Here is a 14,861-nt window from a genome sequence, read left to right as displayed (position 1 = left end):
CCTTTTCCGCCGGGGCGGATGGGGTGGCGGGCGTGGCCGGCGTCGCGGGTGTGCCTGTCGGTGCGGCAGGGGCCGCAGCCTTGGGCGGGACAGAGGCGGACGGCACCGGAGTGGCCTTCGCCCTGTCATCATGGATCGGTGGTTCAGCCGCAACCGGCAGTCCCGCCATGGAACGGACGACCCTCAGCCCTTCCTGTAGCTGGAAGTCGGTCGTGGGCTTGGTCGGGTCGAATGTGGGCCAGTTCGCGGGCGGCTGGGCGGGGATGGACTTGGCGATTGCGGGCAGGTCGGTGCGCGACGGTGGCTGCGCGGTATTGCCGCCCCGGTTCTTGATGATATGCGCCAGATCCGCTTCGTGGATGCTGTAGCCCGCATCATCATGGGCTTCACGCACGGGGATGTCGGGCACGATGCCCAGCCCCTGGATGGAACGGCCCGACGGCGTGTAGTACCGCGCCGTGGTCAGGCGGATCGCGCCTTCGCCCGGGATGGGCAGGATGGTCTGCACCGATCCCTTGCCGAATGTCTTTTCACCCAGCAGCACGGCGCGCTGGTGGTCCTGCAGCGCGCCGGCCACGATTTCACTGGCCGAGGCCGAACCGCCATTGATCAGCACGACAATCGGCAGGCCGCCTGTAATGTCGGTATTGTGCGCGTCCCAGCGCTGGCTGTCCTGCGGGTGGCGGGCGCGGGTGGAGACGATTTCACCACTGCGGATGAAGTCGGATCCCACGTCAATCGCCTGTGTCAGCAATCCGCCCGGATCGGAACGCAGGTCAATGACCAGCCCCGCCATCTTGTTATGGGTCTGGGCCTGCAGCTTTTTGTAGGCGGCCAGCAGGCCGGACTGCGTTTCTTCATTGAACTGCGCGATTCGGATGTAGCCGATATTGTCATACAGCGCGGACTTGATGACCTGCAGCGGGATGATGGCGCGGGTCAGGGTGACAATGATGGGCTTGGGCGCCTTTTCCCGGATCAGCGTCAGCGTGATGCGGGTATCGGGCTTGCCGCGCATCTGGGTCACGACCTGATCCAGCGGCTGCCCGTCAATGTTCTTGCCATCGATCGCGACAATGAAGTCACCGGGCTTGATGCCCGCGCGGGCGGCAGGCGTGTCGTCAATGGGGGAGACGACGCGCACATGCCCGTCCTCACCCTGTACTTCCAGCCCCAGGCCGCCAAATGATCCCTTGGTCTGCACCTGCAGGTCGGAGAACTGCTTTTCCGTCATGTAGGAACTGTGCGGGTCAAGACCGCTGAGCATGCCGTTGAGCGAATTGGTGATCAGGTCACGTGTCGAGACGGGCTCGACATAATTGGCCTTCACCTTTTCCAGCACGTAACCGAACAGGAACATAAGCTGTTCGATCTCGTGTGGGGAATTGTCATCCTTGGAGACAGTGTCCGCAGCATGGGCCATGGGGGCGATATCGCCCCACCGGCCGACTGTATAATGTGCAACCTGCGGGGCTGCCGCGATCCCTGCAAGAAAGGCGCAACCGATCAGCAAGCCATTACGGAACTTCATGCGTCGTTGTCTCCTGGATGCCTGCCATCATGATCTGGCTGGCCTGCATGTACTCTTCGCGTTGCGTTGTAACGTGGTCTTGCCCATCCGTCACGGGGGCGCAGCATATACCGAACCTGCATGCGGATAAAACCGTCTCGTGCCCATATCACAGATAGGGGGCCGGATTGACGGTGCCACCCCCGTGGCGCAACTGCACGAACAGCGTGGGCCTGCTGCCGCCGCCATTCCATTGTGGCATCTGTCCGACTGCAGCGCCATGGCTGACCTGCTGGCCTGCCGCCACCGCGATTTCACCCAGCCCCGCCAGCACGAAACGGTAATGCTTGCCGCAATCAACAATCATCATCTGCCCATAGGTGCGGAACGTGCCCGCGAAATCAATACGTCCCGTGCAGGGCGCGCGCACGGTCGCGCGTGACGGCGGGGCATAGGTAATGCCCGTGGCCGGGCCGCTTTCGGTCGGGTGGCCCCATGCGGTCAGCACCGTGCCCGCCACCGGCGCGCCCGCGCTGGCGCTGGTGGCGGGGGTAATGCCGGGGCCCGCACCGGTGGCCATTTCATGCGCCTGCCTGCGGGCGGCGGCGGCGGCCTGCATGTTGTGGGCGCGTTCGGCGGCGCGGGCGGCTTCTTCCAGATTTTTTTCCGCCTGTTCTTCCGTCGCCTCGATCCGGGCGATGGCGTCCTGCACGCTGGATGCGCGGCGGGCGGCCTCTTCTACCGCCTGCGTGGCACTGGCGGCGGCGGCGTTGGACCGCTGCTGCGCCTCCAGCGCGGCGTGGGCGGCGCGATTGACCGTATCGCGCTGGCTTTCACGTTCACTGACCACCTGTCGCATCTGCTGCTGCTGCTGGGCCAGTTCACCATCTAGCTGGGCCAGACGGGTACGGCGGTCATGAATGGCGCGGGTCTGGTTGGCGATATCGCCCATCATGCCATGCACCACCAGCAGGCCGGTGACCGCGCGGTCGGCCGGAAGGGGCACGGCCAGAAGCGTATCCGCCGGGTAAAGCGACAGGCGTTCGGCCAGCGGCAGAAGCGGGGACAGGCGCGCGACCTCGCGCGCAAGCTGCTGGCGCAGGGCGGCCTGTTCGGTGTGCAGGCCGGTAATGCGGCTGTCCAGATCGGCGGCCAGCTGTTCGGTATGCTGCAGGCGGGCCGTGGCATCGACCGTGGCGGCGGACAGGCTGGCGGCCTTCTGCGCGTCCTGGCGGGCCTGTTCGCGCGCTTCGAGTTCCACCTTGCGGCGTTCTTCCAGGTCATGCGCCTGCTGCTGCTGGCGCGCGAGGAGGTTTTCACGCGCGCTGCGTGCGGCTTCAAGCTGCTGGCGGATGCGCTGTTCGCGCGCGGTGGACGCATGGGTGGCGTTATGGGTACTGGTCCCGGTTGCGGCATGGTGGGCGACAGGCGCCCCCCATGCCGGCACCGCCATGCAGAAGGCAAGGACGATTCCGCTGGCCATGCAGCCACGCCAGCGGGCAGTCAGGGTCAGGCCGGGTGTCAGGATGGCGTTGCCCCATCTAGCAGGGAATGGCCGGTCATGGCCGCGGGCTGCGGCAGGCCCATAAGCTGCAGCAGCGTGGGCGCAAGGTCGGCCAGACGCCCGTCATGCAGTTTCGCCTCCTTCACCCCCGTCAGCACGACCGGCACGACATTGAGCGTATGGGCCGTGTGCGGGCCATTGGTTTCGGGGTCGAACATGGTTTCGGCATTGCCATGGTCAGCCGTGACCAGTAGCGCGCCACCGGCATGGTGGATCGCATCCGCAATGCGGCCCAGCCCCTGATCCACGGCCTCGACCGCCCTGATCGCGGCCGATAGCACACCGGTATGGCCCACCATGTCGGCATTGGCGAAGTTCAGCACGATCAGGTCATATTTGCCGCTGTTGATGGCTTCCACCGCGCGGTCCGTCAGTTCCGGGGCTGACATTTCGGGCTGCAGGTCATAGGTCGCGACCTTGGGCGAGGGCACCATGACCCGGTCCTCGCCCGGCAGTTCGCCTTCGCGCCCGCCATTGAGGAAATAGGTGACGTGGGGATATTTTTCGGTTTCGGCCATGCGGACCTGCTTCAGACCCGCCGCTGATACCACGTCACCCAGCAGGTCATGCAGTTCCTGCGGCGGGAACAGCACGGTAATCAGTTCCGCCAGCCGGTCGCTGTAGCGGGTCATGCCGGTCACGGCGGCAAGGTTGACCAGCCTTGCACGTTTGAAGCCATCAAAATTCGGCTCCAGCAGCGCATCGAGCAACTGGCGGATGCGGTCGGCGCGGAAATTGAAGCTCAGCACGCCGTCACCATCACGCATGCCGCCATATTCCCCGATCACGGTGGGGGGGACGAATTCATCCGTGGTGCTCGCTTCATACGCGCGGTCCAGTACCTCCAGCGTGTCGCCCGCGTGGGGGCCATCGCCTGCGACAATGGCGTTATAGGCCTTTTCCACCCGGTCCCAGCGCCGGTCGCGGTCCATGGCGTAATAACGCCCCGACACGGTGCCGATCCGCACGCCATCGGGCAGCGTGGACAGCATCTGGCTGACATAGCCATGGCCGGACTGCGGCGCGGTGTCACGCCCGTCGGTAAAGATATGGACGGTCACGGGCACGCCTGCGTCACGCACGATCCGCGCAAGGGCCACGGCATGGTCCTGATGGGCATGGACGCCACCGGGGGAGACAAGGCCCATGAGGTGGCAGGTGCCGCCGCTTTTTTTCAGCGCGGCAATGAAATCGCGCATGACCGCGCTGCGCGCCACCGACCCGTCGGACAGTCCGGTGGAAATACGCGGCAGTTCCTGCATCACCACCCGGCCTGCGCCGATATTCAGGTGACCGACCTCCGAATTGCCCATCTGCCCTTGCGGCAGGCCCACATCCTCCCCACACGTCTTGAGGAAGGCATGCGGTCCCGCCTGCCACAGCCGGTCAAATGCCGGGGTGCGGGCGGACCGCACGGCGTTGTCCGCCGGGTCCTCGCGCCAGCCAAAGCCATCAAGGATGGCCAGCATGACGGGACGGGGTGCCTTGTTTACGTGAGCCTGGTCGTTCATGGGTATTGTCTCCCTGTTTTATTTTGGGTGGCATGATGCCCTAAAAGAAGCGGGCGTGAAATGCCCGTGTGCAGGAGGAAGGAAATCGTCATGACCGATACCGCCAGAACCAGTGGGGCACAGTGTGGCTGCCTGACCCCCGAACAGTTGCGCATCCTGCGCGAACACGGGACCGAACGCCCCGGTTCCAGCCCGCTGAACAATGAAAAGCGTGCCGGGGAATATCGTTGCGCGGGCTGCGGGACGCCGCTGTTCCGCTCCGGCACGAAATATGAAAGCGGCAGCGGGTGGCCGTCATTTTTCGATGCGATTCCAGGGGCTGTCGGCACCACGACCGACACCAGCCATGGCATGACCCGCACGGAAGTGCACTGTGCCCATTGCAATGGGCATCTGGGCCATGTCTTTCCTGATGGGCCACCGCCGACCGGCCTGCGCTACTGCATGAATGGACTGGCATTGACTTTCGTCCCGCGTGATGGCGCTACCTGATCAGCACGAACCCGATTGAAGGAATGGATATGACCCAGCCTGCCGCCACGCATGATGAAGGTGTTGTTGTCGTCAGCCACCCGCTGGTGCAGCACAAGCTGACACTCATGCGTGAACGCCATACGTCAACGGGCGAGTTCCGCCGCCTCGCGCGTGAACTCAGCCTGTTGATCGGTTATGAAGCCATGCGGGAGCTGCCGCTGGAACCGGTGGAAATCGACACCCCCATGGAACGCATGCAGGCATGGCGGCTGGCGGGCAAGAAGCTGTGCCTGATTTCCATCCTGCGGGCGGGGAACGGGATTCTGGACGGGTTGCTGGACCTCGTGCCCTCGGCGCGGGTTGGTCATGTCGGGCTGTACCGTGATCCCGAAACGCTGGAACCGGTCGAATACTACCTGAAGCTGCCCGATGATGTCGGTAACCGCATCTGCCTGGTCGTCGATCCCATGCTGGCGACGGGGCACAGCGCGGTGGCCGCCATTGACCGACTGAAGCAGGCGGGGTGCGGACGCATGGTCTTTGTCTGCCTGCTGGCATCCCCCGAAGGGATCGCCTGCCTGCGCAGGGCGCATCCGGATGTACGCATCGTCACCTGCGCCATTGACCGGGGGCTGGACGAACATGGCTATATCCGTCCCGGCCTTGGGGATGCGGGCGACCGTCTGTTCGGTACCAAATAAGAAAAGTTTTTGGTGAAGCTTTTTTCCAAAAGCTTCGAAGAACGCTGCCTTCTTGAAAAAAGGCAGCACCCGGAAAACTTTTATTGTTTGTCAAATTCAAAAAAACCTGCGGGGCGTATTCCTCCGCAGGTTTTTTATGTCGTGTTACGGCAAGGGTTCAGGCGCGGCGCACGATATAGGTCTTGGCCAGCTCCGCCTCCAGCGCGCGGGCATGGTCGGGATCGCGGGCTTCGACCATGACCTCCAGCTCGGCAGCCTGTACGCTGGGCGTGGTGAACAGGCGCTGGTGAGAGACCTCGATGATATTGCCGCCTTCATCACTGATCTTGCGTGAAATGTCGGCCAGAACGCCGGGGCGGTCGGGTATTTCCATTTTCAGGCACAGAAGCCGCCCGTCACGCAGCAACGAACGCAGCAGCGTGTTGGCCAGGATGCGGCTGTCGATATTGCCGCCGGTCACCGGCAGCGCAACCCGCTTGCCCCGGAACAGTTCGGGATAGGTCAGCACGGCGGCAAGGGCAGTTGCCCCCGCACCCTCGCTGACCTGCTTGGCCCCTTCCGCCAGCATGGTGATCGCGGTTTCGATCGCGCTTTCGGGCACGACCAGAACGCGCGATACCAGTTCACGGATCACTTCCAGTGGCTGGCGGCCGATCTGCAGCACCGCGATGCCCTCGGCAATGGTGGGGCCACCCGGTGGCAGCACCTCATCACCGGGGAAACCGGCGAGGGAGGAGAAATTTTCCACCTGCACGCCAATGATATCCATATCCGGCTGCAGCGCCTGCCCCGCAACCGCGCAGCCCGACAGCAGGCCGCCACCGCCGATGGGGCAGACGAATGTATCCAGCGGCCCCGCGTCCTCGAACAGTTCAAGGGCGAAGGTACCCTGTCCCGCCATGACTTCGGGATCGTCATAGGGGTGGACGAATACCCGGCCCTCGCGCTGGCACAGCATGTTGGCGTGCGCGGTGGCCTCGGCGAAGTTGTCGCCCTCCAGCACCACGGTCGCCCCCCACGCGGCGGTGCGCGTGACCTTGGCGGCGGGGGTGAAGCGCGGCATGACAATGACCGCGTCGATACCCAGCAGGGAGGCATGGCGGGCAACGCCCTGCGCATGGTTGCCGGCCGAGACGGTAATGACGCCGCGTTCGCGTTCACGCGGGGTCAGCAGGGCCAGCTTGTTGGCCGCCCCGCGTTCCTTGAATGAACCCACGGCCTGCAGGTTATCGAGCTTGAGCACGATATCCGCGCCGGTCGCGCGCGACAGTGTCTGGCAGGGTATGGTGGGCGTGTGCAGCACGCGCCCCTTTATCCGCTGTGCGGCGGCGGTGATGTCTTCAAGCGTGATCACGGTGGGTGCGCCTAGCCGTAGGTGACTTCCAGGATTTCATACGTCCGGTCACCGCCGGGGGCGGGCACGGATACGCTGTCACCAATGCTCTTGCCGATCAGGGATTTGGCAAGCGGCGAGGAAATGGACAGAAGCCCCTGCTTGATGTCGGCTTCGTACACGCCAACGATCTGGTAGGTGGCTTCCTTGTCGGTTTCCTCATCCACCAGCTTGACGCGCGCGCCGAACTTCACCTGGTCGCCCGACAGGGAAGCAGGGTCGATGACTTCGGCGGAGGAGACGATTTCCTCCAGTTCCTGAATACGGCCTTCGGTAAAGGACTGGCGTTCGCGGGCCGCGTGGTATTCCGCGTTTTCCGAAAGATCGCCATGGCTCCGCGCTTCGGCGATCGCACGAATGATCGCGGGGCGTTCTTCACTCTTGAGCTTGCGCAGTTCGTCTTCAAGCCGTTCCAGGCCGGGGCCTGTCATCGGAAATTTCTGCAAGGTTTGTCCCCGAGGTGAAGGTCAGTTTCCACAACTGACTGTTGGTTGCCGTGTCCGGGCCTATCGCGTCAATGCAACGCGGGTGGCCGCCGGTTTTCGGACCGGCAGGCCACCCGTTTTGATACGATACGCTCAGAATGATCCCTTAAAATAGGATTGAAGGGGCGCGACTTCAAGAACCCCCTCGCGCATGGCCGAAATGGCATGCGTTGCGGCGCGTGCGCCCGCGATGGTGGTGTAGTGGGGAATGCCATGCGTCAGCGCCGAACGGCGGATGTCGAAACTGTCGCTGACGGCCTGCGCGCCCTGTGCGGTGTTGATGACCATCTGGACATCGCCCGAGCGGATGGCGTCAACACAGTTCGGCCGGCCTTCCAGCACCTTGTTGACCACGTCCACGCTTACGCCCGCCTCACGCAGGCATTTGGCCGTGCCGCGCGTGGCAACGATACGGAAGCCCATGTCCGACAGCAGGCGGCCAATGGATTTCACCGCAGGCTTGTCACTGTCGCGTACCGACAGGAACACGGCCCCCGACAGGGGCAGCTTCACGCCAGCGGCAAGCTGTGACTTGGCGAATGCGCGTTCGAATGAGGCATCGAGGCCCATCACTTCACCCGTGGAGCGCATTTCAGGGCCAAGGATCGTGTCCACGTCGGGGAAGCGGTTGAAGGGGAAGACCGCTTCCTTCACCGCCACATGCGGGGCGACGGCGCGGTCATCAAGGCGGAATTCACCCAGCTTCGCACCGGCCATGACGCGCGCGCCGATCTTGGCGACCGGGACACCCGTGGCCTTGGCCACGAACGGCACGGTGCGCGAGGCACGCGGGTTGACCTCCAGCACGAAGATTTCCTGCCCCTTGATCGCGTACTGAACGTTCATCAGGCCGACAATGCCCAGTTCGCGGGCCATGGCTTCCGTCTGGCTTTTCAGTTCGGTCACGATGGCGGGCGACAGGGTATAGGGTGGCAGCGAACACGCGCTGTCCCCGGAATGGATGCCCGCTTCCTCGATGTGCTCCATGACACCGGCGACATATACCTCGTTGCCATCGGCGATGCAGTCCACATCCGCCTCGATCGCATCGTTCAGGTAATGATCGATCAGCACGGGGCCGTTGGCCACTTCCGCCCCTGCAAGCTGTAGCGCCACGCGCATGTAACGCTGCAGGCTGGCGCGGTCATGCACGATTTCCATCGCGCGCCCACCCAGCACATAGGACGGGCGGACCACCACGGGGTAGCCGATCTTCTCGGCCACCGCCTCGGCTTCTGCCGGGCTGCGGGCGATGCCGTTGGCGGGCTGGCGCAGTCCCAGCCTGTGCAGCATGGCCTGGAAGCGTTCACGATCCTCGGCCCGGTCGATCGCATCGGCCGGCGTGCCCAGCAGGGGAATGCCGGCAGCTTCCAGCGCGTGCGACAGCTTCAGCGGCGTCTGGCCGCCATACTGGACAATACAGCCCAGAACCGTGCCGTTTTCCTGTTCGCGCCGGATCAGGGCAATCACGTCTTCCGCCGTCAGCGGCTCGAAATACAGGCGGTCGGACGTGTCGTAGTCGGTGGAAACGGTTTCGGGGTTGCAGTTGACCATGATCGTCTCGAACCCGGCCTCACGCAGGGCATAGGCGGCATGGACGCAGCAGTAGTCGAACTCGATCCCCTGACCAATCCGGTTCGGCCCACCGCCAAGAATGACGATCTTCCTGCGGTCAGTCGGCCTGCTTTCGCATTCCGGCACCCCGTACCCACCTTCATAGGACGAATACATATACGGCGTGGGGGACGCGAACTCACCGGCACAGGTATCGATACGCTTGTAGACCGGCAGCACGCCCCGGCTTTCGCGCAGCTTCGCGATTTCATCCGCATTGGTGCCAGACAGGCGGGCCAGCTGGATGTCGGAAAAGCCCATGGCCTTCAGCGTGCGCAGGCTGTCCGCATCTTCCGGCAGGCCGTCACGCACCACCACGTGTTCGGCTGCTACAATCTTGGCCAGTTCGCGCAGGAACCACGGTTCGAACCGGCAGGCATCGTGGATGTCCTCGACACTCAGCCCCGCGCGCAGGGCCTGTGCCGCCATCAGGATACGCTCGGGGCGCGGCTGCGACAGGGCGGCGCGGAAGGCATCGGTGCCGCCATCCCCCGGTGCTTCCACCGGATCAAGGCCAGCCAGCCCGATTTCCATCGAACGCAGGCCCTTCTGCAGTGCTTCGGGGAAGGAGCGGCCAATGGCCATCGCCTCCCCAACCGATTTCATGCTGGTGGACAGCAGGGCAGGCGTGCCGGGGAACTTCTCGAACGTAAAGCGCGGGATCTTGACCACGACGTAGTCAATCGTCGGCTCGAACGACGCCGGCGTGCTGCCGGTGATGTCGTTGGTCAGTTCATCCAGCGTATAGCCGACCGCAAGCTTGGCCGCGACCTTGGCGATCGGGAAGCCCGTCGCCTTCGATGCCAGTGCCGAGGAGCGCGACACGCGCGGGTTCATCTCGATCACCACCACGCGGCCATCAACGGGGTTGATGCCGAACTGCACGTTTGACCCGCCGGTTTCCACGCCAATCTTGCGCAGGCAGGCCAGCGACATGTCACGCAGGCGCTGGTATTCCTTGTCGGTCAGCGTAAGCGCGGGGGCGACGGTAATGGAATCGCCGGTATGCACGCCCATCGGGTCGATGTTTTCGATGGAGCAGATGATGATGCAGTTGTCGGCCGTGTCGCGCACGACCTCCATCTCATACTCCTTCCAGCCCAGCACGGATTCCTCGATCAGGACTTCCGTGGTGGGGGAGGCATCAAGCCCGGAGGAGACGATGCGGTCGAACTCCTCCTTGTTGTAGGCAATGCCGCCGCCCGAACCGCCCATGGTGAAGGACGGGCGGATAACCGCGGGCAGCCCGACGGTGGCCAGCGCGCTGCGCGCTTCCTCCAGCGTATGGGCGATCAGGCTGCGCGGGCTTTCGATCCCGATCTCGTCCATCGCCTCGCGGAATTTCTGCCGGTCCTCGGCACGGTCGATCACTTCGGCATTGGCACCGATCAGTTCGACATTGTGCTTTTTCAGGAAGCCCGACTTGTCCAGCGCCATCGCCGTGTTCAGTGCGGTCTGGCCACCCATGGTGGGCAGCACGGCGTCGGGCTTTTCACGCTCGATGATGCGTTCGACGAATTCCGGGGTGATCGGCTCGATATAGGTCGCATCCGCCAGCCCCGGATCGGTCATGATCGTGGCGGGGTTGGAATTGACCAGAATGACGCGGTAGCCCTCTTCCTTCAGGGCCTTGCAGGCCTGCGCGCCGGAATAGTCGAATTCGCACGCCTGGCCGATAACGATCGGGCCGGCGCCGATAATCAGGATGGAACTGATGTCTGTCCGTTTTGGCATGGGTCGGCTTTCACGCGGTCTTGGTTGTGGTGTCGATCAGGTCGACAAAACGGCGGAACAGGTAGTGGCTGTCGGACGGGCCGGGGCTGGCTTCAGGGTGGTACTGCACCGAAAATGCCGGGTAACGGCTGGTGGCAATGCCTTCGTTCGATCCGTCAAACAGGCTGGTATGGGTGGCGCGCACGTCATTGGGCAGGGATTTGTCATCCACCGCGAAACCGTGGTTCTGGCTGGTGATTTCCACCCTGCCTGTCGCCAGGTCCTTGACCGGCTGGTTGGCGCCACGGTGGCCGCGTGCCAGCTTGTAGGTCTTGGCCCCCAGCGCCAGGGCCAGAAGCTGGTGGCCAAGGCAGATGCCGAACACCGGCTTGCCTGCTTCCAGCACGCCCCGGATGGCCGGGACCGCATATTTTGCCGTCGCCGCCGGGTCGCCCGGCCCGTTGGACAGGAACACGCCAGCGGGATCGAGGGCGAGGATGTCCTCCGCCGTTGCGGTCGCGGGCACCACGGTTACGTCACAGCCCGCCGTGGCAAGGCAGCGCAGGATGTTGCGCTTGGCCCCGTAATCGACCGCAACCACCTTGCGGCGTTTCGCGGGCAGGGGGGCGGTGCCATGCGGCCACTGCCACACGCCTTCGGCCCATGTATAGGCCTTGGCGCAGGTCACTTCGCCCGCAAGGTCCATGCCCTCCAGCCCCGGCCATGCGCGCGCCTGTGCCAGCAGGGCGGGGATGTCGAATTTCCCATCGGCGGGATAGGCCACGATGGCCGTCTGCGGGCCGCCTTCGCGGATGCGGCGCGTAATCGCGCGGGTGTCGATGCCGCAGATGCCCGGAATGCCCTGCGCCTTCAGCCACGCGTCCAGCGATTCGGTCGAACGCCAGTTGGCCGGCGCCGTCAGGTCTTCCTTGACCACCAGCGCGCGGGCATGGATGCGGGTTGCCTCATCATCCTCCGGCGTGGTGCCGGTATTGCCGATATGGGGGAAGGTGAAGGTGATGATCTGTCCGGCAAAGGACGGGTCGGTCAGCGTTTCCTGGTACCCGGTCATGCCGGTGGAAAAACAGATTTCACCCAGTGCGCGCTCCGTGCTGTGCGCGCCGAATCCGCGGCCCCACATAACGGTGCCATCCGCCAGGATCAGGGCGGCTGTCGCGGCTTTGGGCCTGTCGGCCGGTGCGATCGGGTTTGACGTGCTCATCATGGGCTCCGGTCGGTCGGATTCTGTGTCGGGTTGCAGGTCGGACAGTGACAGGCCGGTCGCCCGCAGCACGGTTGTCCAGTGCTTGGGCGGAATGGCGCGGGCCTGCCGCCATTTGCGAATGGCCTCGGTGCTGACACCTGTCAGGCGGGCGGCCTGTTCGGCGCCGCCGAGGCGTTCGATAATACTTTCTATCGTCATCGGCATTGGATGATGTCCCTTCCGGGAGTATTGCCTAACAGCGTCTCTGGTAATTGGGAAGAAAATTCCCACGTACCTGCGAAATGAGATGATGGGAAAATTATTCCCGGCACGAACGGGGCATCCCGCCCCGCCCGCCGGGCAGAGGAGTTGACAGTCATGTCCTTGCGCGCACGTTTCATGGATGACCTGAAAGCAGCCATGAAGGCAGGCCAGAGTGAAAAGGTCGGCACCATCCGCATGATCACCGCAAAGCTGAAGGATGTCGATATCGCCGGTCGCGCCAAGGGTGAGGACCAGGTGAGCGACGAAGCCGTGATTTCCATGCTGCGCGGCATGATCAAGTCCCGCACGGAATCAGCGTCCATGTATGAAAAGGGCGGCCGCCCCGAACTGGCGGAAAAGGAAAACGCCGAAATCGCGATCATCCGCGCCTACCTGCCGCCCGATCTGGATGACGCCACCATCGAGGCCGCCGTGCGTGAGGCCATCGAACGCACCGACGCCACATCCATGAAGGACATGGGCAAGGTCATGGCGGCGCTGAAGCAGCAGTTTGGCGCGGCCCTTGATCCCGCACGCGCCTCCGCCGTGGTGCGCGCGCGCCTTGCCGCCTGAGGGCAGGGACACACGATACGATGGCGCTTGATCCCGCATTCCTTGACGAACTGCGTGCCCGCACGCCCATCGCCCCCATTATCGGGCGGCGGACAAAGCTGGTGCGTTCGGGAAAGAACTGGAAGGCATGCTGCCCCTTCCATGGGGAAAAGACGCCATCGTTCTATGTGTATGATGACCATTACCACTGCTTTGGCTGTCAGGCCCATGGCGATGTCATCACCTTCGTGATGCAGAGCGAGGGCCGTTCCTTCCCCGAAGCGGTGGAGGAACTGGCCACCGCCGCCGGCATGGAAATGCCAAAGCCCGACCGCAACCAGCGCGAACAGGCCGAACGTGCCCGCACGCTGGGTGAGGTGCTCGACGCGGTGCAGGCATCATGGCAGCGCAGGCTGTACCAGCCGGAAGGACGCGAAGGGCTGGCCTACCTGCAGGGCCGTGGCCTGACGGATGAAACCATAACCGCCTTCGGCCTTGGCTGGTCGGGGGAAGGGCGTGGGGGGCTGGTTACCGAAATGGCAGCGCTGGACATAACCCCCGCCATGCTGCGCGACGCGGGTGTCATGCGTGCGGATGAGGACGGCACGCCATCGCGCGAACTGTTCTTCAACCGTGTGACCTTTCCCATCCGTGACCGGCGCGGGCGGCTGGTGTCCTTTGGCGGGCGCATACTGGGCGATGGCCAGCCCAAATACCTGAACGGACCGGAAACCGCCATTTTTTCCAAGCGTCGGGTGCTGTTCGGCCTTGATCGCGCGCGCGAAGCCGTGCGGGGCACGGGGCCGGAAGCCGACCTGCTGGTGGTGGAAGGCTACATGGACGTGATCGCCCTGCACCAGGCGGGCTTTCGCGGCGCCGTGGCCCCGCTGGGCACGGCGCTGACATCCGAACAGCTTGAGGCGCTGTGGCAGGTCGCCCCGGCCCCGGTGCTGTGTTTCGATGGCGATGCGGCGGGGCAGCGTGCGGCGGTGAAGGCGGCGGAAACCGCGCTGCCGCTGCTGAACGTGGACCGTAGCCTGCGGTTCTGCGTCCTGCCGGAAAATGACGACCCCGACAGTCTGGTGCGCCGTGACGGCCCCGCCGCCATGGCGGCCCTGGTCACGGGCGCGCGCCCGATGGGGGACGTGCTGTTCGGCCTGCTGAGCGAGGGCGTGCGCAACCCCGGCCCGGAACAGCGCGCAGCCCTGCGCCGCAGGCTGGTGGAGGTCGCGGGCCTGATTCCCGACAAGGCGCTGGCATCCGAATACCGTTCCACCCTGCTGGACAGTTTTTTCCAGACCTTCCGCCGCAACGGTGCGCGCGGCAGCGTGAAAAAGGCCGGAATCGCCACATCCCCCGTCGCCATCATGGATGCGGACCTGCAGCGCCAGTGCATCCTTAGCGCCATCATTCTGGAACAGCCCGGCGTGCTGGATGAAGTGCAGGACGCCTACTGCCGTCTTGAACTGCCCGCCGACCTTGCCGCCCTGCGTGAGGACCTGCTGGACCTGTATGACGTCCGTGGCGAACTGCCGCCCCCTGATGAACTGGCGGCCTGCCTGTCCACCGCGGGGCTGGATGATGTATGCCTGCGCGTGCAGGCCGTGCGCGGGCGGCGCAAGGGCGGGCATGGGGATGACGATCTGTTCGGTACCGACCCGCGGCACGAGTGGTGGCATTTTTACGCTTTGTTGAATGTTGAACGCTTTGCCGCCGAAATTCGCGCTGATACCGAACGGATGTGCACGGGTGATCTGGATGAGGCCGCATGGGCCAGCCTGCGCACCCGCCTGCTGGCGCTTGATACCCTGCGCCGGGGCGGTACCGACCTTGATGAATAAGGCGGAAAATTGACCGAATGCATGAAATGAACCGG

The 14,861-nt window shown here is 64.3% G+C and carries 11 protein-coding genes; 4 read left to right on the top strand and 7 right to left on the bottom strand.

Features of this window, described 5'->3' with window-relative positions:
- The 3 genes from F1542_RS07380 to gpmI all read right to left on the bottom strand — a co-directional run.
- A partial coding sequence (locus F1542_RS07380) for a S41 family peptidase (RefSeq protein WP_193732473.1) occupies positions 1-1,531 on the bottom strand: 1,531 nt, incomplete at its 3' end.
- A gap of 148 nt (positions 1,532-1,679) precedes the next feature.
- Positions 1,680-2,993 (bottom strand): murein hydrolase activator EnvC, encoded by a 1,314-nt coding sequence (locus F1542_RS07375; protein WP_193732472.1) that lies wholly within the window; start codon positions 2,991-2,993, stop codon positions 1,680-1,682.
- A gap of 38 nt (positions 2,994-3,031) precedes the next feature.
- Complete coding sequence (gpmI, locus tag F1542_RS07370; RefSeq protein WP_193732471.1) at positions 3,032-4,585, bottom strand: 2,3-bisphosphoglycerate-independent phosphoglycerate mutase; 1,554 nt, start codon at positions 4,583-4,585, stop codon at positions 3,032-3,034.
- 90 nt (positions 4,586-4,675) lie between these two features.
- Here gpmI and msrB point away from each other — a divergent pair, with 90 nt between their 5' ends.
- Positions 4,676-5,077, top strand: coding sequence for a peptide-methionine (R)-S-oxide reductase MsrB (gene msrB, locus F1542_RS07365; RefSeq protein ID WP_193732470.1), 402 nt, complete (start codon positions 4,676-4,678; stop codon positions 5,075-5,077).
- A 23-nt stretch (positions 5,078-5,100) separates the two neighbouring features.
- Entirely contained in the window at positions 5,101-5,760 is a 660-nt protein-coding gene (gene upp / locus F1542_RS07360) for a uracil phosphoribosyltransferase (protein WP_193732469.1), read from the top strand.
- Between the two features lie 157 nt (positions 5,761-5,917).
- On the opposite strand, the gene F1542_RS07355 is transcribed toward upp, so the two are convergent.
- The 4 genes from F1542_RS07355 to carA form a co-directional block, all read right to left on the bottom strand.
- Complete coding sequence (locus F1542_RS07355; RefSeq protein WP_193732468.1) at positions 5,918-7,114, bottom strand: threonine ammonia-lyase; 1,197 nt, start codon at positions 7,112-7,114, stop codon at positions 5,918-5,920.
- A gap of 11 nt (positions 7,115-7,125) precedes the next feature.
- Complete coding sequence (greA, locus tag F1542_RS07350) at positions 7,126-7,599, bottom strand: transcription elongation factor GreA (protein ID WP_019084525.1); 474 nt, start codon at positions 7,597-7,599, stop codon at positions 7,126-7,128.
- 132 nt (positions 7,600-7,731) lie between these two features.
- The gene (gene carB / locus F1542_RS07345; RefSeq protein ID WP_193732467.1) at positions 7,732-10,986 is read right to left on the bottom strand and encodes a carbamoyl-phosphate synthase large subunit; all 3,255 of its coding nucleotides are present in this window, start codon (positions 10,984-10,986) and stop codon (positions 7,732-7,734) included.
- Between the two features lie 10 nt (positions 10,987-10,996).
- On the bottom strand, positions 10,997-12,394 hold the full coding sequence (gene carA / locus F1542_RS07340) for a glutamine-hydrolyzing carbamoyl-phosphate synthase small subunit (RefSeq protein WP_193732466.1): 1,398 nt from the start codon (positions 12,392-12,394) through the stop codon (positions 10,997-10,999).
- A gap of 153 nt (positions 12,395-12,547) precedes the next feature.
- Between carA and F1542_RS07335 the strand changes: the two genes are divergently transcribed.
- Together F1542_RS07335 and dnaG are read left to right on the top strand one after the other, a co-directional pair.
- Positions 12,548-13,006 carry a GatB/YqeY domain-containing protein gene (locus F1542_RS07335; protein ID WP_193732465.1) on the top strand — a complete coding sequence of 153 codons (459 nt, stop codon included), beginning with the start codon at positions 12,548-12,550 and terminating at the stop codon, positions 13,004-13,006.
- A 20-nt stretch (positions 13,007-13,026) separates the two neighbouring features.
- Positions 13,027-14,826: a DNA primase gene (gene dnaG / locus F1542_RS07330; RefSeq protein WP_193732464.1), complete on the top strand. Its 1,800-nt coding sequence runs from the start codon at positions 13,027-13,029 to the stop codon at positions 14,824-14,826.
- The last annotated feature ends 35 nt before the right edge of the window (positions 14,827-14,861 follow it).

Source organism: Komagataeibacter sp. FXV3, assembly GCF_015155755.1.
Taxonomy (GTDB): Bacteria; Pseudomonadota; Alphaproteobacteria; order Acetobacterales; family Acetobacteraceae; genus Komagataeibacter.
This window is presented reverse-complemented; position numbering and strand designations above follow the sequence as displayed.

Coding starts and splice junctions, on each gene's coding strand:
- F1542_RS07375 (WP_193732472.1), bottom strand. CDS start 2,993: ATGGCCAGCGGAATCGTCCTTGCCTTCTGCATGGCGGTGCCGGCATGG.
- gpmI (WP_193732471.1), bottom strand. CDS start 4,585: ATGAACGACCAGGCTCACGTAAACAAGGCACCCCGTCCCGTCATGCTG.
- msrB (WP_193732470.1), top strand. CDS start 4,676: ATGACCGATACCGCCAGAACCAGTGGGGCACAGTGTGGCTGCCTGACC.
- upp (WP_193732469.1), top strand. CDS start 5,101: ATGGATATGACCCAGCCTGCCGCCACGCATGATGAAGGTGTTGTTGTC.
- carB (WP_193732467.1), bottom strand. CDS start 10,986: ATGCCAAAACGGACAGACATCAGTTCCATCCTGATTATCGGCGCCGGC.
- carA (WP_193732466.1), bottom strand. CDS start 12,394: ATGCCGATGACGATAGAAAGTATTATCGAACGCCTCGGCGGCGCCGAA.
- F1542_RS07335 (WP_193732465.1), top strand. CDS start 12,548: ATGTCCTTGCGCGCACGTTTCATGGATGACCTGAAAGCAGCCATGAAG.
- dnaG (WP_193732464.1), top strand. CDS start 13,027: ATGGCGCTTGATCCCGCATTCCTTGACGAACTGCGTGCCCGCACGCCC.